Origin of the sequence: Stenotrophomonas sp. AB1(2024) (assembly GCF_037482345.1) — a bacterium.
Classification (GTDB): Bacteria; Pseudomonadota; Gammaproteobacteria; order Xanthomonadales; family Xanthomonadaceae; genus Stenotrophomonas.
Map to the genome: position 1 here is coordinate 2,053,061 of NZ_JBBHKO020000001.1, position 18,349 is coordinate 2,071,409.

At 68.0% G+C, this 18,349-nt stretch carries 15 protein-coding genes; 11 read left to right on the forward strand and 4 right to left on the reverse strand.

The genetic code is table 11. From position 1 onward, the window contains the following. Nucleotides 1-4 precede the first annotated feature (4 nt). Both WIX41_RS09470 and WIX41_RS09475 read left to right on the forward strand, forming a co-directional pair. Nucleotides 5-2,878 carry a protein kinase domain-containing protein gene (locus tag WIX41_RS09470; RefSeq protein ID WP_339446924.1) on the forward strand — a complete coding sequence of 958 codons (2,874 nt, stop codon included), beginning with the start codon at nucleotides 5-7 and terminating at the stop codon, nucleotides 2,876-2,878. Nucleotides 2,879-2,927: 49 nt separating this feature from the next. Next, on the forward strand, nucleotides 2,928-4,529 hold the full coding sequence (locus WIX41_RS09475) for a glucan biosynthesis protein (RefSeq protein ID WP_339449456.1): 1,602 nt from the start codon (nucleotides 2,928-2,930) through the stop codon (nucleotides 4,527-4,529). 40 nt (nucleotides 4,530-4,569) lie between these two features. Here the strand turns inward: WIX41_RS09475 and WIX41_RS09480 are convergent, their stop codons facing one another. Beyond that, entirely contained in the window at nucleotides 4,570-5,190 is a 621-nt protein-coding gene (locus WIX41_RS09480; protein WP_339446926.1) for a thymidine kinase, read from the reverse strand. Between the two features lie 9 nt (nucleotides 5,191-5,199). Then, complete coding sequence (locus tag WIX41_RS09485) at nucleotides 5,200-5,919, reverse strand: hypothetical protein (RefSeq protein WP_339446928.1); 720 nt, start codon at nucleotides 5,917-5,919, stop codon at nucleotides 5,200-5,202. A gap of 108 nt (nucleotides 5,920-6,027) precedes the next feature. On the opposite strand from WIX41_RS09485, the gene WIX41_RS09490 reads away from it, so the two are divergent. Together WIX41_RS09490 and WIX41_RS09495 are read left to right on the forward strand one after the other, a co-directional pair. Further along, nucleotides 6,028-8,004 (forward strand): UvrD-helicase domain-containing protein, encoded by a 1,977-nt coding sequence (locus WIX41_RS09490; protein WP_339446930.1) that lies wholly within the window; start codon nucleotides 6,028-6,030, stop codon nucleotides 8,002-8,004. Between the two features lie 115 nt (nucleotides 8,005-8,119). Further along, nucleotides 8,120-8,662, forward strand: a complete 543-nt coding sequence (locus WIX41_RS09495) for a GNAT family N-acetyltransferase (protein ID WP_339446932.1) — start codon at nucleotides 8,120-8,122, stop codon at nucleotides 8,660-8,662. A gap of 39 nt (nucleotides 8,663-8,701) precedes the next feature. Here WIX41_RS09495 and WIX41_RS09500 read toward each other — a convergent pair whose 3' ends face one another. Further along, nucleotides 8,702-9,361 carry a YceH family protein gene (locus WIX41_RS09500; RefSeq protein ID WP_339446934.1) on the reverse strand — a complete coding sequence of 220 codons (660 nt, stop codon included), beginning with the start codon at nucleotides 9,359-9,361 and terminating at the stop codon, nucleotides 8,702-8,704. A 110-nt stretch (nucleotides 9,362-9,471) separates the two neighbouring features. On the opposite strand from WIX41_RS09500, the gene WIX41_RS09505 reads away from it, so the two are divergent. From WIX41_RS09505 to plsB, 5 genes are all read left to right on the forward strand, one after another. Then, nucleotides 9,472-10,395: a 5'-nucleotidase, lipoprotein e(P4) family gene (locus tag WIX41_RS09505; protein ID WP_339446936.1), complete on the forward strand. Its 924-nt coding sequence runs from the start codon at nucleotides 9,472-9,474 to the stop codon at nucleotides 10,393-10,395. Then, nucleotides 10,392-11,111: an orotidine-5'-phosphate decarboxylase gene (gene pyrF / locus WIX41_RS09510; RefSeq protein WP_339446938.1), complete on the forward strand. Its 720-nt coding sequence runs from the start codon at nucleotides 10,392-10,394 to the stop codon at nucleotides 11,109-11,111. Before WIX41_RS09505 ends, pyrF begins: the two co-directional genes overlap by 4 nt. Nucleotides 11,112-11,316: 205 nt before the next feature. Further along, nucleotides 11,317-12,135 (forward strand): S1 family peptidase, encoded by an 819-nt coding sequence (locus tag WIX41_RS09515; RefSeq protein ID WP_339446939.1) that lies wholly within the window; start codon nucleotides 11,317-11,319, stop codon nucleotides 12,133-12,135. A 114-nt stretch (nucleotides 12,136-12,249) separates the two neighbouring features. Next, the gene (locus WIX41_RS09520; protein WP_339446940.1) at nucleotides 12,250-13,236 is read left to right on the forward strand and encodes a hypothetical protein; all 987 of its coding nucleotides are present in this window, start codon (nucleotides 12,250-12,252) and stop codon (nucleotides 13,234-13,236) included. Then, entirely contained in the window at nucleotides 13,236-15,929 is a 2,694-nt protein-coding gene (gene plsB, locus WIX41_RS09525; protein WP_339446941.1) for a glycerol-3-phosphate 1-O-acyltransferase PlsB, read from the forward strand. Before WIX41_RS09520 ends, plsB begins: the two co-directional genes overlap by 1 nt. Nucleotides 15,930-16,157: 228 nt before the next feature. Here plsB and WIX41_RS09530 read toward each other — a convergent pair whose 3' ends face one another. Next, the gene (locus WIX41_RS09530) at nucleotides 16,158-16,361 is read right to left on the reverse strand and encodes a YdcH family protein (protein WP_339446943.1); all 204 of its coding nucleotides are present in this window, start codon (nucleotides 16,359-16,361) and stop codon (nucleotides 16,158-16,160) included. A gap of 97 nt (nucleotides 16,362-16,458) precedes the next feature. On the opposite strand from WIX41_RS09530, the gene ttcA reads away from it, so the two are divergent. Together ttcA and WIX41_RS09540 are read left to right on the forward strand one after the other, a co-directional pair. Further along, a complete protein-coding gene (ttcA, locus tag WIX41_RS09535; protein ID WP_339449458.1) occupies nucleotides 16,459-17,331 on the forward strand; it encodes a tRNA 2-thiocytidine(32) synthetase TtcA in 873 nt (290 codons plus the stop codon). A gap of 32 nt (nucleotides 17,332-17,363) precedes the next feature. Continuing rightward, the gene (locus WIX41_RS09540; protein ID WP_339446945.1) at nucleotides 17,364-18,269 is read left to right on the forward strand and encodes a recombination-associated protein RdgC; all 906 of its coding nucleotides are present in this window, start codon (nucleotides 17,364-17,366) and stop codon (nucleotides 18,267-18,269) included. The last annotated feature ends 80 nt before the right edge of the window (nucleotides 18,270-18,349 follow it).

Genomic DNA, 18,349 nt, shown 5'->3' on the forward strand with positions numbered 1-18,349 from the left:
GACGATGGATGCAGTGCGCTGGCGGCAGCTGTCGACGCTGCTGGATCAGTTGCTGGAAATGCCCCACGACCAGCGCGTCGCGCGCCTGGCGCAGCTGCGCGCGGCCGATGCGACGCTGGCCGATGAAATCGAGCGGTTGCTGGAACACGAACGGGAAAGCCACGAGTTCCTGGCCCAGCCGCTGTGGACCGCCGCGCCGGAAGACAGCCGCGCCGGCACCCATATCGGCCCGTACCGGCTGCTGCGCCAGCTGGGCGAGGGCGGTATGGGCGAGGTGTGGCTTGCCGAACGCGCCGACGGGCTGTACCAGCGCCAGGTAGCGCTGAAGCTGCTGCGCAGCGGCTACGCCGATCCCGGGCTGCGCCAACGCTTCAGCCGCGAACGCGAGATCCTGGCGCGGCTGCAGCATCCGCACCTGGCGCAGTTGCTGGACGCCGGCGTGGACCTGCAGGGCCAGCCCTACCTGGCGCTGGCCTACGTGGAAGGCGAGCCGATCACCGATTACTGCCAGCGCCTGCAGCTGCCGCTGGAACGACGCCTGCACTTGATGCTGCAGGTATGCGCAGTGGTAAGCCACGCGCATGCGAACCTGATCGTGCACCGCGACCTGAAGCCCTCCAACATCCTGGTCACCGCCGAAGGCGAGGTGAAGCTGCTGGATTTCGGCATCGCCAAACTGCTCGACGATGAGCAGGCGCGCACCAACGCCGCGCACCCGCCGACCGAGGCACGCGCCTTCACCCTGCACTACGCCGCGCCCGAACAGGTGCGTGGCGAACCGGTGACCACGCTGACCGATGTGTATTCGCTGGGCGTGGTGCTGTTCGAGGTAATTACCGGGCGCAAGCCCTACCGCCTGCGCCGGCACAGCGATGCCGAGTGGGAGCGTTCGATCCTGGAAGTGGATTCACCGCGTGCGTCCAGCGTGTTGCTGCGCGGGGACATCACCGATGCGGCGGCCACGCCGGCCGCGCGGCGCCTGGCCCGGCGCCTGCGCGGTGACCTGGACACGATCCTGCTCAAGGCACTGCAGAAGGAACCGGCGCAGCGCTACGCCTCGGTGGAGGCGCTGGCGCAGGACCTGCAGCGCTTCCTGGAAGGGCGCCCCATCCACGCGCGCCCGCAGCGTTCGCTGTACCGCCTGCGCAAGTACCTGGGCCGGCATCGCTGGGGGGTGGCACTGGCCGCCGTAGCGGTGCTGGCATTGGCGGTGCTGGCCGCGCTGGCGGTGTGGCAGATGCAGCAGGCGCGGCGTGAGATCGCCCGCGCGCAGGCCATGCAGGATTTCACCATCGGCCTGTTCGACCGCGCCGCCAGCGTGCGCCACGGCAGCTTCGATGTGCGCCAGCTGCTGGCCACCGGGCAGCAGCGTGGCGAGGCCGAACTGGCCGACCAGCCGCTGCCGCTGGCGGACCTGGAAGGGGTGATAGGACGCTTGCGGATCGGCATGGGCGATTACGCGCTGGCGCTGGAAACCCTGGACCGGCAGCGCGCGCTGCTGGAACAGGTCAAGGAAGTGCCACCCGGGCTGCAGCTGGAAGCGGTGACCCAGCGGGGCCGGGCGCTGCGCATGCTGGGCCGCTCGCGCGAGTGCGTGGCGCACATGAGGCCGATGCAGGCGCTGGCGGACGAACAGCGTCAGGCGCTGCCGTCGATCGTGGCCGAGTTCCATGCCCAGCTGGGCCGCTGCCAGCAGCTGCTGGGCTACCGCGATGCGGCGCGCGAAGGGTTTGAAAGTGCGCTCGCCCTGCGCCGCGACATCACCCACGATGCAACCGGCATGGCCGAAAGCCTCTCTGATCTGGCCGCGCTGGAAAACGACGATGGCAATGCCCAGGCCGCATTGGCCGGCTACCGCCAGGCATTGCAGCTGCTGCAGGCACGCACCACCGCCCGCCACCCACAACGGGTCACGCTGCGCCGCCATCTGGGTGAAATGATGGCCGCGCAGGGCGATCTGGACGGCGCCGACCGAAACCTGCGCGCGGCCTGGGCCGACGCGGTCAACCTGTACGGTACCGACCATCCGGAGACGCTGGCCATCCGCCGCCTGCGCGCGACCCTGGCCCTGCAGCGTGGCGATCTTGCCGAAGCCGAGGCCGCCCTGCAGCAGGTGCATCGGCTCACCCGGCAGGCCTTGGGCGAACAGCACCGCGATACTGGCCAGACCTGGCATGCGCTGGGGCGCTCGGCGCTGGAACGCGGCGACGCCGCTGCAGCGGTGGATGCGTTTGGGCGGGCAGTGGCGATCTGGCGCCAGCCGGACTGCATCGGCCTGCTGCCGCAGGGCCTGTACGACTACGGCAACGCGCTGGCCGACGTCGGCCGCTGGCAGGATGCGCTGGCCGCTTTCCATGAGGGCCGCCAGTGGCAGGCTGCGCAGCGCGGCGATGACGATCCGGAGGTGCAGCGCGGCGACCGCCGCATGGCCGAGATCATCGGCGAGCATGTCGATCCCTGGCAGGCCGGCGAGCGCCTGGCCAAGCTGATGCGCCAATCCGCGCGTGGTGGCCCGGACGCGCGCCTGCAACTGCAGGCAGTGCAACTGGCGTGGGGACGCAACCTGATCCGCATGGACCAGCCGATGGAGGCGCAGCGCGCGTTGCTGCCGCTCACCCAGGGCGGGGCGATGGATCCGCGCAGCGTCAACCTGCGCTGGCTGGCACGGGCCGCGCTGGGCCAGCTGGACTGCGCGCAGGCGCCGGCACGTGGGCGCCAGGCGCTGGCGCGCCTGCAGGCCGAGGTGCGTGCGCAGCGCCCCCAGGGTGGCCGCGTTCCGCGCCAGGTCGAGCAGGCCTTGAAAGCGTGCAGCGGCGGGTTATTGCAGGTGCGGCTGGGCGAGCCTGAACGCAAACCCGTCGCCACGGCGGCGAATTAACGTTCGCGTGCCTATGATGGCCGACCCTTTCCTGCCCATCGCTGCCTGCATGCAACGACGCGACTTCATCCGCAACGCTTCCCTGGCCCTGGCCGCCATCGGTTTTCCGGCACTGCCGGCCTGTGCCGCGCAGGGCAGCCAGGTCGGCCTGCGCCGGCTGGGCCAGCCGCAGCCGTTCGACTTCGCCATACTCAAGGGCCAGGCGCGCGCGCTGTCCGAAGCGCCATACAAGAGCCATCGGCGCACCCTGCCAGGGCCGCTGGAAGCGCTGGACTGGGACCAGTACCAGTCGATCAGTTACCGCCAGGACCACGCGCTGTGGGCCGACCAGCCCGGCCGCTTCCAGGCCAAATTCTTCCACCTGGGCCTGTATTTCCATTCGCCGGTGCGCATGTTCGATATCGTCGATGGCAAGGCGCAGGAACTGGCCTACGACCCGGCGGCATTCAACTACGGCAAGAGCGGCCTGAAAGACGGGCACCTGCCGGCCGACCTCGGCTTTGCCGGCTTCCGCCTCAACACCCGCAAGGACACCGACCGCGACTTCGCCGCGTTCCTGGGCGCCAGCTACTTCCGTGCGGTGGGCAAGGAAGGCCAGTACGGGCAGTCCGCGCGCGGTCTGGCGATCGATACCGGCATGGACCGCCCGGAAGAATTCCCCGACTTCATCGCCTACTTCCTGGAACAGCCGGCAGCCGATTCCAACACGCTGGTGGTGTACGCGCTGCTGGACTCGCCCAGCGTGGCCGGCGCCTATCGCTTCGCCATCACCAACGGCGATGTGCTGCTGATGGACGTGGACGTGGCGCTGTACCCGCGCAGGACCATCGAACGGCTCGGCATCGCGCCGTGCACCAGCATGTACCAGGTGGGCGAGAACGACCGCCGCATGGCCTGGGACTGGCGCCCGGAAATCCATGACACCGACGGTCTGTCGATGTGGACCGGCGCGGGCGAATGGATCTGGCGCCCGCTGTCCAACCCGCGCCAGCTGCGTTTCAACATGTTCGTGGACAACAACCCGAAGGGCTTTGGCCTGCTCCAGCGCGACCGCAACTTCGACCACTACCAGGACGATGGCGTGTTCTATGAGAAGCGCCCGTGCCTGTGGGTGGAACCGAAGGGGCAGTGGGGCAAGGGCTCGGTGCAGCTGGTGGAAATTCCCACCGTGGATGAGACCTTCGACAACATCGTGGCGTTCTGGAACCCGGAGGCCAAGCCGCAGCCGGGCCAGGAGCTGCTGATCGGCTACCGCCTGTACTGGGGCGCCGAACCGCCTGCGCGCCCACCGCTGGCACAGGCCGTGGCCACCCGCACCGGGCTGGGCGGGGTGATCGGCAAGAAGCGCGAGTATTTCTCATGGCGCTTCGCGGTGGATTTCCAGGGCGGCGAACTGGCCGCGCTGATCGACAAGGGCGAAGTGGAAGCGGTGGTGCAGGCCAGCCGCGGCCGCACCGAGATCGTCTCGGCGCGCCCCCTGCGCGAGATCAAGGGCTACCGCGCCATGTTCGACCTGGTTCCGCCGGACAACAGCACCGACCAGATCGACATCCGTCTTTACCTGCGCAGCGGTGGGAAGACCCTCACCGAAACGTGGTTGTATCAATACACCCCACCGCCGGCAGGGGCACCGGAACGCACGTTGTATTAACGGCGGTTGCCCGGATTAACCAACCTACGGCCGGGGCTGTTTAAATCGGTAATTGCGCTTGGGCTGGGTCGATTTTGCCTTCGCCCCGGGTGATCTTCTTGAACTCGGCGCGGCTGACGGATACGTAGCGTTCGTTGCCGCCGATTTCCACCTGCGGGCCGTCCTGCACCGCGTGGCCGTGTTCGTCCACGCGTACGGTCATGGTGGCCTTCTTGCCGCTGTGGCAGATGGTCTTGATCTCCTGCATCTCGTCGGCCCAGGCCAGCAGGTACTGGCTGCCTTCGAACAGTTCGCCGCGGAAATCGGTGCGCAGTCCGTAGCACAACACCGGAATGCGCAGCTGGTCGACCACCTCGCTGAGCTGCCAGACCTGGCTGCGGCTGAGGAACTGGGCTTCGTCCACCAGTACGCAGCCCAACGGCCCGTGGCTGGCGATATCGGTGCGGATCAGCTGTTCCAGATCGGTGTCGCGGTCGAAGGCGATGCCGTCGGCCTTCAACCCGATCCGCGAGGCCACCACGCCGCGCCCGGCGCGGTCGTCCAGCCGCGGGGTCAGGATGGCCACGCGCATGCCGCGCTCGCGGTAGTTGTGCGCCGACTGCAGCAGCGTGGTGGTCTTGCCGGCATTCATCGCCGAATAATAAAAATAGAGCTTGGCCATCGAGGGATTTTAGTCGATGGGGGAGCGAACGGTCGTTGCCGGGCCCACATCGACCGTGCCATTGCCGCCCCCGACGCGTGCCAGCTCCGCGGCCTTCCACTGCCAATACCGGTCCGGCTGCCAGTAGTCGTCCTGGTAGAACGCATCGGCATCCACGGTACGGGCGCCGCGATGCTCACGGACGAACATTTCCATGCGGGGCACCGACCCGGTCCGGCTGCCGGTCACCCGGCGCAGCCCGGCACGCAGCTCGCGCTCCAGCCGTGGCTGGGCGGTGGGATCGCCGAACTCGGCATACAGCGCCCGGCCTTCCGTGAGCGCCCGCTCGCGTTCGGTTGGGTCCAGCGCGGCCCAATAGCGCTCACGCTGGACCAGCAGCAACGGGGTGCCGCGCTCGGCGGCCAGGTCCATCCACGCATAACCGAGGGCCCGGTCGGTCGGGCCGCCCTGGCCTGACCACCACAGTTCGGCCAAGGCCGCCTGCGAGAGCTTGTCGGCGTACCGCGCCGCCGCCCGGAAGTGGTCACGCGCCTCGCTCATGCGCCCGTCGGCCTGGGCCTGATGGCCCAGCTGGCGGTAGCGCATGTCCGGGTGGTTGGCCATGAACGCAGGACTGCTCAGCACTTCCCGCGCGCGCAGGTCCGCCACCTGGGGCTGTGCCAGTACCGGAGACACGGCCAGCGCCGTGAGCACGCCCAACATCCAACGACCATTCAGACGTCCGTTCATGCAGCACCTCCCTAGGCTCAGATCCCCTCAATACCGGGTGCCGATGCCGGCGTCAACCGGGCTGGCCCCCCGGCAGGCCCGCTACAATGGCGCACCCACGGAGAAGGCATGCACGGTCTCAATCCCCCCCAACGCGCGGCAGTGCTGCACTGCGAAGGTCCCCTGCTGGTACTGGCCGGCGCGGGCAGCGGCAAGACACGCGTGATCGTGGAAAAGATCGCCCAGCTGATCAGCACCCGGCGTTACCCGGCCAAGCGCATCGCGGCGATCACCTTCACCAACAAATCCGCCAAGGAAATGCGCGAGCGCGTGGCCAGGCGCCTGCAGGGCGGCGACGCCGAAGACGTCACCATCTGCACCTTCCACGCGCTGGGCCTGAAGTTCCTGCAGATCGAGCATGCCGCTGTCGGGCTCAAGCGCGGCTTTTCGATCTTCGACGCCGACGATTCCACCTCGCAGGTGAAAGACCTGATGTACGGCGCCAAGCCGGACGACATCGAGGATGTGAAGAACCTGATTTCGCGCGCCAAGAATGCCGGCCTGTCGCCCGAGCAGGCGATGGCCCAGGCGCGCAGCAACCGCGAGAAGGAAGCGGCCAGCGTCTACGAGCGTTACCAGCTGCGCCTGACCGCATTCAACGCGGTGGATTTCGACGACCTGATCCGCCTGCCGGTGCAGGTGCTGGAAGAAAACCCGGAGATCGCGCTGGCCTGGCGCGAGCGCATCGGCTACCTGCTGGTGGACGAATGCCAGGACACCAATGATGCGCAGTACCGGCTGCTCAAGCAGCTGGCCGGCAGCGCCGGCAACTTCACCTGCGTGGGCGACGATGACCAGTCGATCTACGCCTGGCGCGGTGCCAACCCGGAAAACCTGCAGCAGATGGCGCGCGATTACCCGGCGCTGGAAATCATCAAGCTGGAGCAGAACTACCGTTGTTCCAACCGCGTGCTGCGCGCGGCCAATGCGCTGATCGCCAACAACCCGCACGAACACCTGAAAAAGTTGTGGAGCGACCAGGCCGACGGCGAGCGCATCCGCGTGTGGGAGTGCCGCAACAGCGAACATGAGGCAGAGAAGGTCGCGGCCGAGATCTCTTACCTGGCCACGTCCAAGCAGATTCCGTGGAGCGATTTCTGCATCCTGTTCCGCGGCAACTTCCAGTCGCGCCCGCTGGAAAAGGCGCTGCAGCTGGTGCGCGCGCCGTACCACATCACCGGCGGCACCGCGTTCCTGGAACGGCAGGAGGTCAAGGACACCCTCGCGTGGCTGCGCCTGCTGGTCAACCCCGATGACGATACGGCCTTCATGCGCGCGGTGCAGTCGCCCAAGCGCGAAGTGGGGGCTGGCACGCTGGCCAAGCTGGCCGAGCTGGCGTCGGACAAGGAGCTGCCGATGGCGCATGCCGCCGAGGCGATCGGCGCGCTGTCGCAGCTGCCGCCGCGCGCGGCCAACAGCCTGAGCCGCTTCACCGACATCCTGCGCGACCTGCGTGCGGAAATGCCCAGGCTCAGCTCGGGCGACCTGGTGCGCAGACTGGTCAAGGATTCGGGCCTGGTGTCCGAACTGCGCGGTGCGTGCAAGGAAGAATCGGTGTACCAGCGTCGGCTGGGCAACCTGGAAGAGCTGGCGCAGTGGTTCGAAGGCGGCCCGCGCGGCGCGTCCACCGCCGACCTGGCCGCGCAGCTGGCGTTGCTGTCGCGCAACGACAAGGACGACGGCGGCAACCAGGTGCGCATGATGACCCTGCATGCGTCCAAGGGCCTGGAATTCCCGTATGTGTTCATCGTCGGCTGCGAGGATGGCGTGCTGCCGCACCAGGTGAGCCTGGACGAAGGCAACCTGCAGGAGGAACGCCGGTTGCTGTACGTGGGCATCACCCGCGCCAAGGTGCAGTTGTGGATGAGCCACAGCAAGCTGACCCGGAAGTTCGGTGAGCACGTGCGGCTCAAGCCCAGCCGCTTCTTCGACGAAATCCCGGCCGAGGAAATGCAGCGCGATGGCGCCGACCCGGTGGCCGATGCGGCGCGCAAGAAGGAACGCGCCAGTGCGGGCCTGGCGGCGATCGAGGCATTGTTCGACTGAATCGCATGCCATCCCGTAGAGCCACGCCCTGCGTGGCTTCGCGGTCCTGAACGAAGAAGCCAGCCACGCAGGGCGTGGCTCTACAATCGATACCTTCCCATCGCCGAGGGTTTTCATGTCCGTCGTGATCCAGACCGAACGCCTGCAGCTGCGCCTGATCGATCCCGACCATGATGCGGCCGACATGCTGGCCCTGCTCAACGAGCCGGGCTTCATCCGCCATATCGCCGACCGTGGCGTGCGCACGCTGGCACAGGCGCGCGATTACACCGCCGAGCGCGTTCTCGGCAGTTACACGCTCAACGGGTTTGGCATGTACGCCATCATCCGCCGCAGCGACGGGGCGTGGCTGGGCAACGCCGGGCTGGTGCGCCGCGATGGCCTGCCTGCGCCCGATGTGGGCTATGCGCTCATGGCGCAGTACGAAGGCCACGGCTACGCGTTCGAAGCCGCGCGCGGGGTGATGCATTACGCACGCGACGTGCTCGGGTATCCGGACCTGTACGGCATCGTCGCCCCGGAGAATCTGCGTTCGGCCGCGCTGCTGCGCAAGCTGGGCATGGAAGACCGTGGCGACGTGCGCCTGCCGGCGCCGCGCGATGAAGATGTGCTGCTGTTGTTCGCCACGCCGGGCGCGCCCGCCGTAACAGGGGCATGACCGCCTGAGCGCGTAGAGCCACGCCCTGCGTGGCTGCCGTCACCCGCCCAGCTGAGCGCGCAATTCCGCCAATTGTTCCTGCAGGGCGGCCACCGTGGTTTCCAGCTCCTGCACGCGCGCTTCCAACCCGGCGTTGCTGCCGCCGGCCGACGGCGCGGATTTGTACTGCTCGGCCAATGCCTGCACGTCCACCGGGCCGGCCAGCAGGTGCATGTAACGGTCTTCGCGCTGGCCGCCGGCGCGTGGCAGCTGCACGGCCAGGTCGCGCTGGATCATGCGCTCGACATGGTGGCGCAGTTCGTCGGCGTCCTGGAACTGGAACAGGCGCTCGCTGCGGGTCAGCAGTTCGTTCACCGTCTGTGGGCCACGCAGCAGCAGCAGGCCCAGGATGGCCAGCTGCTGGCGGGTCAGGTCCAGCGCGCTGCCGGCGCGGTGCTCGTAGCGCTCGGCGCGCGAGGAGAACTGCTGGCGGGCCAGGCCCAGGGTTTCCAGCTGGCGCAGCGCGTGGTGAACATCGCCGGCCGACAGCTGCATGACCGGTTCGCGGGCGGTCTTCTGGTTGGCCGCCACCTGGGCGGCATTGACCGTGAGCGGGTAGGCGTCCGGGGTGGTCGCTTCCTTCTCGATCAGGCAGCCCAGGGCGCGGGCCTGGGCCGCGCTGAGCACGGGCAGGGCAGGGGTCTGGGTGTCATCGGTCATGTCGCGCTCCGGGGTGTTTCTGAGGCGTGCAGCATAGCCGAGCCCAGCAGCCGGCATGAACCGCGGCGGCCAAGCCGGTAAACTGGCGCCACTCAGTTCTGGTGATTCCCATGCGTCGTACCGCCGTTTCCCTGTCTGTGCTTGCCTGTGCCGTGATGGCGCTGGGTGCATGCAAGCGCACCGAAACCCCCGCCGAAGCCGCTGCCCCGGCCCCTGCTGCGGCCGCCGCGGCACCGGCTGCCACGGGCGATGCTGCCGTGGCCGCCAACGACAATCTCAACGCCGTGCTGTGGATGCAGCGTTCGCAGGAATACCGCGCGATCACCGAACAGACCTACCGCGCCGCCGCCGACCACCTGGACAAGGCGCTGAAGGAAGCCAACTGGGACGCACTGGTGCCCGAAGAGCGCGGCAACGCCGCCAAGGGCCTGAAGCCGGCCGTGGTGCTGGACGTGGACGAAACCGTGCTGGACAACTCGCCCTACCAGGCCCGCCTGGTCCGCGACGGCGGCGAGTACGACGAACTGAGCTGGGACCAGTGGGTGGCCGAAAAGAAGGCCAAGGCCATTCCGGGCGTGGTCGATTTCGCCAAGGCTGCCAACGCCAAGGGCGTGACCCTGCTGTACATCTCCAACCGCGCCGTGCACCTGAAGGAAGCCACCCTGGCCAACCTGCGTGCCGAAGGCCTGCCGGTGGCCGATGACAGCGTGTTCCTGGGCCTGGGCACGGTGGTGAAGGACTGCGAGCAGGCCGGCAGCGAGAAGAACTGCCGCCGCCGCCTGGCCGGGCAGAACTACCGCGTGCTGATGCAGTTCGGCGACCAGCTGGGCGACTTCGTCGAAGTCACCGCCAATACCAACGACGGCCGCGACGCGCTGCTGCAGCAGTACCACGACTGGTTCGGCGAGCGCTGGTGGATGCTGCCCAACCCGACCTACGGCGGCTTCGAACCGGCCCAGTTCAACAACGATTACAGCCAGTCGCGCCAGGCCCGCCATGACGCCAAGCGCGCTGCCCTGGACTACGCGCCGTGAGCCGCGCCCCGCTGCCGCTGCGCGATGACGAACGCCTGATCTTCGCGCTCGACGTACCGGGCCGCGAGGAGGCGCTGGCGTGGGTGGACCGGCTGGGTGATGCGGTGTCGTTCTACAAGATCGGCATGGAGCTGCTGGCGTCGGGCGAGTACTTCGAGGTGCTCGATGCGCTGGCGGCGCGCGACAAGCGCGTGTTCGTGGACCTGAAGTTCTTCGACATCCCGGCCACCGCTGCGGCGGTGATCCGCCGCCTGTCGCAGTGGCCGGTGAGCTACGCCACCATCCACGGCTGGCACCCGGCCATGATGGACGCCTGCGCGGCGGCCAACAGCAGCGACATGCGCCTGCTGGCGGTGACCGTGCTGACCTCGATGGGGCGCGATGACCTGCGTGGCATGGGTATCGACCGCGAGCCGGTGGATGTGGTGGTCGAACGCGCGCTGGCCGCCCAGGCCGCCGGCATCGACGGGGTGATCGCCTCGGGCCAGGAAGCCGGCCCGATCCGCACCGCGACCGGCGCCGGGTTCTCGATCGTGTGCCCGGGCATCCGCCCCGGCGGCCCGGTCGGCGATGACCAGAAGCGCACCGTGGGCGTGGCCCAGGCGTTCGCCGACGGCGCCGACGCCATCGTGGTCGGGCGCCCGATCCGGCTGGCGGCCGACCCGCGCGCCGCCGCGCTGGCGATCCAGGACGAGATCCGCAACGCCCGACGCTGACTGCTGTAAGGGTTGTACGCACCGGGATGGAACTGCATCCCGGTGCCAGGTTGCGCCCGTTCCCAGAAACGGATCCATCAATCGTTGGTCCCGCTGAAACGCGACCGGGCACGCAGTTGTCCCGCCTTCTTTGCCATTGAATCGACCTCGCACGCGCTCCGGCGCCGTGCCTGTCGTTTTCACTTTTCCGCAAAGGAGTTGCTGCATGCGTATCTGTTCCCGGCCGGCCTGGATGTTCGGCCTGATCCTCTCCGCTGTTTCCGTTCCCGCGCTGGCCCAGCCTGCGCCCGACAACGTGCCCCGCATCATTGGCGGCGTCGACGCCGAACCCGGCCAGTACCCGTTCATGGCCAGCCTGCAGCGGCTGGGCCGGGGCGATTCGGACCACGCCCGGCATGGCTGCGGCGGCACCCTGATCTCACCTTCCTGGGTACTCACTGCAGCCCATTGCGTTGACGGCCTGCTGCCGGCGCACCTGGCGGTGCTGGTCGGGCAGACCACGCTGCAGACCACGCCGCGCCGCCGCGTTTCCAACGTCAAGGCGATCCACGTGCACCCGGCGTTCGATGAACGCGAACTGGTCAACGACGTGGCGCTGATCCAGCTCAAGCGGCCCGTGGCCAAGGCCGAACCGGCCGAGGTGCTGCTGGGCAGGGACAGCGCCTACCTGCGGCCCGGGCGTGCCTTCACGGTGATCGGTTGGGGCGTGACCGAGTTTCCCGGCGAGGCACTGCCCACCACGTTGCAGACGGTGCAGACCCCGTTCGTGTCGTTCAGCGCCTGCCAGGAGGCCTACCCGTCGTTGCAGGCGGGCACGGTGATCTGCGCCGGGGCCGAGGGCATCGACAGCTGCAATGGCGACTCCGGCGGGCCGCTGCTGGTGCGTCGCAAGGGGGCCTGGACGGTACTGGGCACGGTCAGCTGGGGTGAAGGCTGCGCGCTGCCGGGGCGACCCGGCGTGTATGCGCGGTTGTCGCAGGGCTACGTGCGCGATTTCATCCAGGCTACGTGGATGCGTGATTGATATTCAATAAAAACAGCGAGTTACGCCCATTCTGTCGGCCCGGCGGACAGGATGGGTTGCCGCTGCAGGGGCGCAGGCCGCAAGATGCGGACCGGTCCGGGGAAGTCCGAATTCATGTCCATGCCGTTGATGACAGGGCGCTACCGACCCTGGGTGATGTCGCTGTCGCTGTGCGGGTTGCTGCTGGCAGGGGCGTGCAAGCGCGACACGATCGACCCGGAGGCACCGGCCGCCGAGCCGGTAGCCGCGTTGCAGCAGATCGCCCGCCACCTGGCTGACAACGACCTGGTCGGCTACGCCCGCGCATCGGTGCCGCCGGCCCAGTACACCCGCCTGCAGGCGGCGTGGACCGAGGGCCACAGCCGCTGGCCGTTGACCGACCTGCCACTGGATGGCCAGTTGCTGCCGATGCTGGCCGCCCTGTCCGCGCCGGACGCCCCCACGCGCCTGCAGCGTTCGTTCGATACCCAGATTGCCGGCCAGGCCACGGGGGTGCGCCAGGCGGCCCATTCCATGGGGTTGTTCGGCGTGCAGTACCTGCGTAACCAGACCGACTACACCGACACCGAGCGGGCCCATTACACCCAGGTGGTGGACGTACTGAGCCGCTGGGCCGCCGCCGCGCCGCTGACCGACAAGCAGCGCGCCAAAACCACCATCACCCTGCTGACCGCCACCGCGCGCACCACCGGGCTGTCCACCGATGCCCAGCTGCAGGCGGCCGGAATGGAAGACTGCCTGCGCCGGCTGGGGCCGTTCGAGAAGGCGCTCAAGACCGCGCTGGCCAGTTACGGGCTGTCGCTGGACGCGGCCATGACCGGATTGCACGGTGAGCTGGTGTCGCAGGAGGGCGACACCGCCGTGGTACGGATCCAGTACCCGCTGGCCGGCGAACAGGTCGAAGCCCAGGTGCGTATGGCCCGCCGCGACGGCCATTGGTACCTGGCGCGCACGCTGGAAGAGACCGATGCGCTGCTCAAGGCGGCCGACGAAGCCGCCGCTGCGGCGGCCGCACAAGCTGAACATGACGCACGACTGGCCGCCGAAGCAGAGGCCGCCGCGCAGGTCAAGGACGGTGCTTCTGCACCGGCTAAGCCATAATGAAGCCGATGCCGAACCAGAATCCCCTGCCTTTCCCCGGCGAAGAGCCGCCCAAGACGCCGGACGCCCCGTCCGCGTCGCCCGACACTGCGCCCGCCGCAGGCACCGCCACCGAGGGCGCACCCGCGTCGGTGGATGCCACCGACCCGGCGGCGATCGTGCCCAGCCCACTCGGCGCGGCGGCCCGCACCTCGTCCGGCCGTCGCCCGTGGTGGGCCCGCTTGCTGGGCCGGCTGATCGAGCCGTGGCTGTCGCTGAAGATCGAACCCGAACATCCCGGCCAGTACGACGACGGCCGCCCGGTGGTGTACGTGCTGGAAGACTACGGTCTGTCCAATGCGCTGATCCTGGACAAGGCCTGCCGTGAAGCGGGCCTGCCCTCGCCGCTGGTGCCCATTGCCGGCGACCCGACCGGGCGCAGGCGCGCCTACCTGGCGCTGTCGCGGCGGAGCAGCAGCAATTCGCTGATTCCCGAACAGCGCGGCGCCAAGACCCATTCCGATTCGCTGGCCAAGTTGCTGCAGGCCCACCGCGCTCGCGGCGAGCTGGACGTGAACCTGGTGCCGGTGTCGATCTTCGTCGGCCGCGCGCCGGACAAGCAGAGCGGCTGGTTCGCCGTGCTGTTCTCGGAAAACTGGGCGCTGGTGGGCCGCTTCCGCCGCCTGCTGGCGGTGCTGCTCAACGGCCGCAGCACCATCGTGCGGTTCGCCCCGCCGATCTCGCTGCGCACCACGGTGGATGAGGGGCTGGACCCCGAGCGCACCGTGCGCAAGCTGCAGCGCGTGCTGCGCACCCACTTCCGCCGCATCCGCGAATCGGTGATCGGGCCGGATCTGTCCACCCGCCGCCTGCTGGTGGACAAGGTGCTGGAGGCGGACACCGTCCGCGATGCGATCGCCTCGCAGGCCAAGCGCGACAACACCAAGCCGGCCGACGCCTGGAAGAAGGCGCATGCCTACGCCTGGGAAATCGCCGCGGACTACTCCAGTCCGGTGGTGCGCTCGGCCAGCTTCATGCTCAGCCACGTGTGGAACCGCATCTACGCCGGCGTGCTGGTGCACCACCTGGACAAGTTCAAGGCGGCCGCGCCGGGTCATGAAGTGGTCTACGTGCCCAGCCACCGCAGCCACATGGATTACCTGCTGCTGTCCTACCTGCTGTACGACCGGGGCATCGTGCCGCCGCACATCGTGGCCGGCATCAACCTGAACCTGCCGGTGGTCGGCACCCTGCTGCGCAAGGGGGGGGCGTTCTTCATCCGCCGCTCGATCCGCGGCAACGCGCTGTATTCGGCGGTGCTGAGCGAATACGTGGCGCAGCTGGTGGCTGGTGGCTATTCGATCGAGTACTTCGTCGAAGGCGGCCGTTCGCGTACCGGGCGCCTGCTGCAGCCCAAGGGCGGCATGATCTCGATGACGCTGCGCGCCTTCCTGCGCCAGCCGCGCAAGCCGGTGCTGTTCCAGCCGGTGTACATCGGCTATGAAAAGCTGATGGAAGGCGGCAGCTACCTGGACGAGCTGTCCGGCCGGCCGAAGGAGAAGGAATCGATCTGGCAGCTGCTGTGGTCGATTCCGAAGGTGCTCAAGCAGAACTACGGCCAGGTGGTGGTGAACTTCGGCGAGCCGATCGCGCTCAACGACGTGCTGGCCCACCAGGCGCCGGAGTGGGATGGCACGCCGGTGGGCGAGGACGAGAAGCCGTCGTGGCTGTCGGGCACGGTGGACCATCTGGCCGAACGCATCCAGGTGCACATCAACGGCGCGGCCGACGTGAACCCGATCAACCTGCTGGCGCTGGCGCTGCTGTCCACGCCCAAGCATGCGATGGGCGAAGCCGACCTGATCGCGCAGATCGAGCTGTGCAAGACCCTGCTGGTGGAGATGCCGTATTCGGACCGGGTCACCGTGACCCCGCATTCGCCGGAGCGGATCATCGCGCACGCTGAGGAAATCAACGTCCTGACCCGGGTCAAGCACCCGCTGGGCGATGTGCTCAGCGTCAGCGGCGATACCGCGGTGCTGCTCAGCTACTTCCGCAACAACGTCATCCACCTGTTCACGGCGTCGTCGTGGGTGGCGTGCTGCTTCCAGAACAACCGCCGCATGAGCCGCACCGGGCTGGTGCAGCTGGGCCGCACCGTGTACCCGTTCCTGCAGGCCGAGCTGTTCCTGCCGTGGACCGAAGACGAGTTCGCCCAGCGCATCGAACAGACCATCGCGGTGTTCGTGCGCGAAGGCCTGCTGCAGAACGTCAACGACGACGACGGCGGCATCCTGGCGCGCAACACCGGGCAGACCGACGAGGTGTTCCGCCTGCGTGCCATCGGCCATTCGCTGCAGCAGGCGTTCGAGCGCTACTACATCGCCATCTCGGTGTTGGTGAAGAACGGCCCGGGCACGCTGGGCGCGGCCGAGCTGGAAAGCCTGTGCCAGCAGGCCGCCCAGCGGTTGAGCCTGCTGTACGCCCCGGCCGCGCCGGAGTTCTTCGACCGCACCTTGTTCCGCGGCTTCATCCAGAAGATGCGCGAGCTGCGCCTGGTGTGGCCGGACGAAAACAGCAAGCTGCTGTTCGACGAACGCCTGGATGGCTGGGCCAAGGATGCCAAGTTCATCCTGGGCCGCGAGCTGCGCCACACCATCGAACGGGTCAGCCCGGAAGCGGCAAAACCAGAGGAACCGGTAACGCAGGATTGACGACCACGTCGTCAACCCTGCGTATCCCGACGTATCCGGATTTCACCGCGTTCGCCAGCAATTCGTAGCGCCGGCCGTTGGCCGGCGACCGCGCAACGCGCGGCTCAAGCATCCGGGTCAGGGACACCGCGTCGTCCATGAACCTGCCGACGCTGACCTCTGTCCGAAGCCGTTTGTCAGGCCCCGGTAACGCCTGATGGAGAGCAGCCGACCAACGGTCGGCGCTACCTACGCCGGTTCGTCCGGGATCAACATGTCTTCCAGCTTGGCGATGCAGTCCTTGAGCTGCAGCTTGCGCCGCTTCAGGCGCTTGGCCTCCAGCTCGTCTTCGCCGTTGGCGGCCATCTTCGCAATCGTTTCGTCCAGCTCGCGGTGCTCCTGCCGGAGCGTGGCAAGGCGTTCGCTGATCTGCTCGGGTGTATAGGTATCCACAGGGATGGAGCATACACATCCGCGATGACACCCGGGAGTGAACGCAGTCACTTCCGCGCGTCGGTGAGGGCCGGTGCGAGCCGGTAGAATGCACAGGATGCCCGCCGTGCTGCCCTTGCCCGATCCCATCCCCCGCGCCCCGCGCGCGGACGCGGCCGCGCAGGACAAACTGGCCCGCAAGCTGCGCCGCCAGGTCGGCCAGGCCATCGCCGACTTCGGCATGATCGAAGCGGGCGACCGCATCATGGTCTGCCTCTCCGGTGGCAAGGACAGCTATACCCTGCTGGACGTGCTGCTGCAGCTGCAGAAGAAGGCTCCGGTGGCGTTCGAACTGGTGGCGGTGAACCTGGACCAGAAGCAGCCGGGCTTTCCCGAACATGTGCTGCCCGACTACCTGGCGTCGATCGGCGTGGCCTACCAGATCATCGAACAGGACACCTATTCGGTGGTCAGCCGGGTGATTCCCGAAGGCCGCACGATGTGCTCGCTGTGTTCGCGGCTGCGTCGCGGTGCGCTGTACCGGCACGCGGCGGAGAACGGGTTCACCAGGATCGCCCTCGGCCACCACCGCGACGACAGCGTGGCCACCTTTTTCCTCAACCTGTTCCACCACGCCAAGCTGTCGGCGATGCCGCCCAAACTGCGCAGCGATGATGGCCGGCACGTGGTGATTCGCCCGCTGGCCTATGTCAGCGAACGCGATATCGAACGGTACGCGCAGGCGCGTGGCTTCCCGATCATTCCGTGCACGCTGTGCGGCAGCCAGGACAACCTGCAACGCCGCCAGGTGGCGCAGATGCTGCAGCAGTGGGAAGACCAGCACCCGGGGCGGATCGACCAGATCGCGCGTGCGCTGGGCAACATCCATCCGTCGCAGCTGGCCGACCCGGCCCTGTTCGATTTCATGGCGCTGGGCCGCACTGCGGTCGCGCCCAGCCCGCCGTCGGCCTGGACCGACGGCACCCCCTGACCTTCCCTTTCACGCCCTTACTCCGGATCTCCATGTTCTTTCGCAACCTGACGCTGTTCCGCTTCCCGACCGCCACTGATTTTTCCGAAGTCGACACCCTGCTGCCGCAGATGCTGCTCAAGCCGGTGGGCCCGCTCGAAATGAATTCGCGTGGCTTCATCTCCCCGTTCGGCCGTGAGGAAAAGGCCGTGTTCTCGCACCGCGTCGGCGACGCGCTGTGGCTGACCGTGGGCGGTGAGGACAAGATCCTGCCGGGCGCGGTGGTCAACGACCTGCTGGCCCGGAAGCTGGAGGAAATCGAGGAGAAGGAAGGGCGCAAGCCGGGCGGCCGCGAGCGCAAGCGCCTGAAGGACGACCTGCTGCACGAACTGATGCCGCGTGCCTTCGTGAAGAGCTCGCGCACCGACGCACTGATCGATCTCACCCACGGCTACGTGGCGGTGGACTGCTCGAGCAGCAAGAAGGGCGAGAACATGATGTCCGACATCCGCGGCCTGCTCGGCAGCTTCCCCGCGATGCCGCTGAACGCCGAAGTCGCCCCGCGCTCGATCCTGACCGGCTGGATCGCCGGTGAGCCGCTTCCCACCGGGCTGAGCCTGGGTGAGGAATGCGAGATGAAGGACCCGGCCGAGGGCGGCGCGGTGGTCAAATGCCAGCACCAGGAACTGCGCTGCGACGAGATCGACAAGCACCTGGACGCCGGCAAGCAGGTGACCAAGCTGGCCCTGGTGTTCGAGGACAACCTGTCCTTCGTGCTGGGCGACGACCTGATCGTGCGCAAGCTGAAGTTCCTGGATGGTGCCCTGGACCAGCTTGAGCACGCCGACGAAGACGGCCGCCGCGCCGAGCTGGACGCCCGTTTCGCCCTGCAGAGCGGCGAAGTGCGGCGCCTGTTCCTGCTGCTGGAAGAGGCCTTCAAGCTCAGCAAGGCCGATTGATACACAACCCGTAGAGCGGGGCTCTGCCCCGGCAGAGCCCCGCTCTACCCCCGTTGCGGTCCGCAGTCATACGCCCCGCG

What these genes read in the sequence shown, in the direction of transcription:
- WIX41_RS09490 (WP_339446930.1), top strand. Translation starts at nt 6,028, where the DNA reads ATGCACGGTCTCAATCCCCCCCAACGCGCGGCAGTGCTGCACTGCGAA.
- WIX41_RS09500 (WP_339446934.1), bottom strand. Translation starts at nt 9,361, where the DNA reads ATGACCGATGACACCCAGACCCCTGCCCTGCCCGTGCTCAGCGCGGCC.
- WIX41_RS09505 (WP_339446936.1), top strand. Translation starts at nt 9,472, where the DNA reads ATGCGTCGTACCGCCGTTTCCCTGTCTGTGCTTGCCTGTGCCGTGATG.
- WIX41_RS09480 (WP_339446926.1), bottom strand. Translation starts at nt 5,190, where the DNA reads ATGGCCAAGCTCTATTTTTATTATTCGGCGATGAATGCCGGCAAGACC.
- WIX41_RS09515 (WP_339446939.1), top strand. Translation starts at nt 11,317, where the DNA reads ATGCGTATCTGTTCCCGGCCGGCCTGGATGTTCGGCCTGATCCTCTCC.
- ttcA (WP_339449458.1), top strand. Translation starts at nt 16,459, where the DNA reads ATGCCCGCCGTGCTGCCCTTGCCCGATCCCATCCCCCGCGCCCCGCGC.
- WIX41_RS09470 (WP_339446924.1), top strand. Translation starts at nt 5, where the DNA reads ATGGATGCAGTGCGCTGGCGGCAGCTGTCGACGCTGCTGGATCAGTTG.
- WIX41_RS09475 (WP_339449456.1), top strand. Translation starts at nt 2,928, where the DNA reads ATGCAACGACGCGACTTCATCCGCAACGCTTCCCTGGCCCTGGCCGCC.
- WIX41_RS09485 (WP_339446928.1), bottom strand. Translation starts at nt 5,919, where the DNA reads ATGAACGGACGTCTGAATGGTCGTTGGATGTTGGGCGTGCTCACGGCG.
- WIX41_RS09520 (WP_339446940.1), top strand. Translation starts at nt 12,250, where the DNA reads ATGTCCATGCCGTTGATGACAGGGCGCTACCGACCCTGGGTGATGTCG.
- WIX41_RS09495 (WP_339446932.1), top strand. Translation starts at nt 8,120, where the DNA reads ATGTCCGTCGTGATCCAGACCGAACGCCTGCAGCTGCGCCTGATCGAT.
- WIX41_RS09540 (WP_339446945.1), top strand. Translation starts at nt 17,364, where the DNA reads ATGTTCTTTCGCAACCTGACGCTGTTCCGCTTCCCGACCGCCACTGAT.
- plsB (WP_339446941.1), top strand. Translation starts at nt 13,236, where the DNA reads ATGAAGCCGATGCCGAACCAGAATCCCCTGCCTTTCCCCGGCGAAGAG.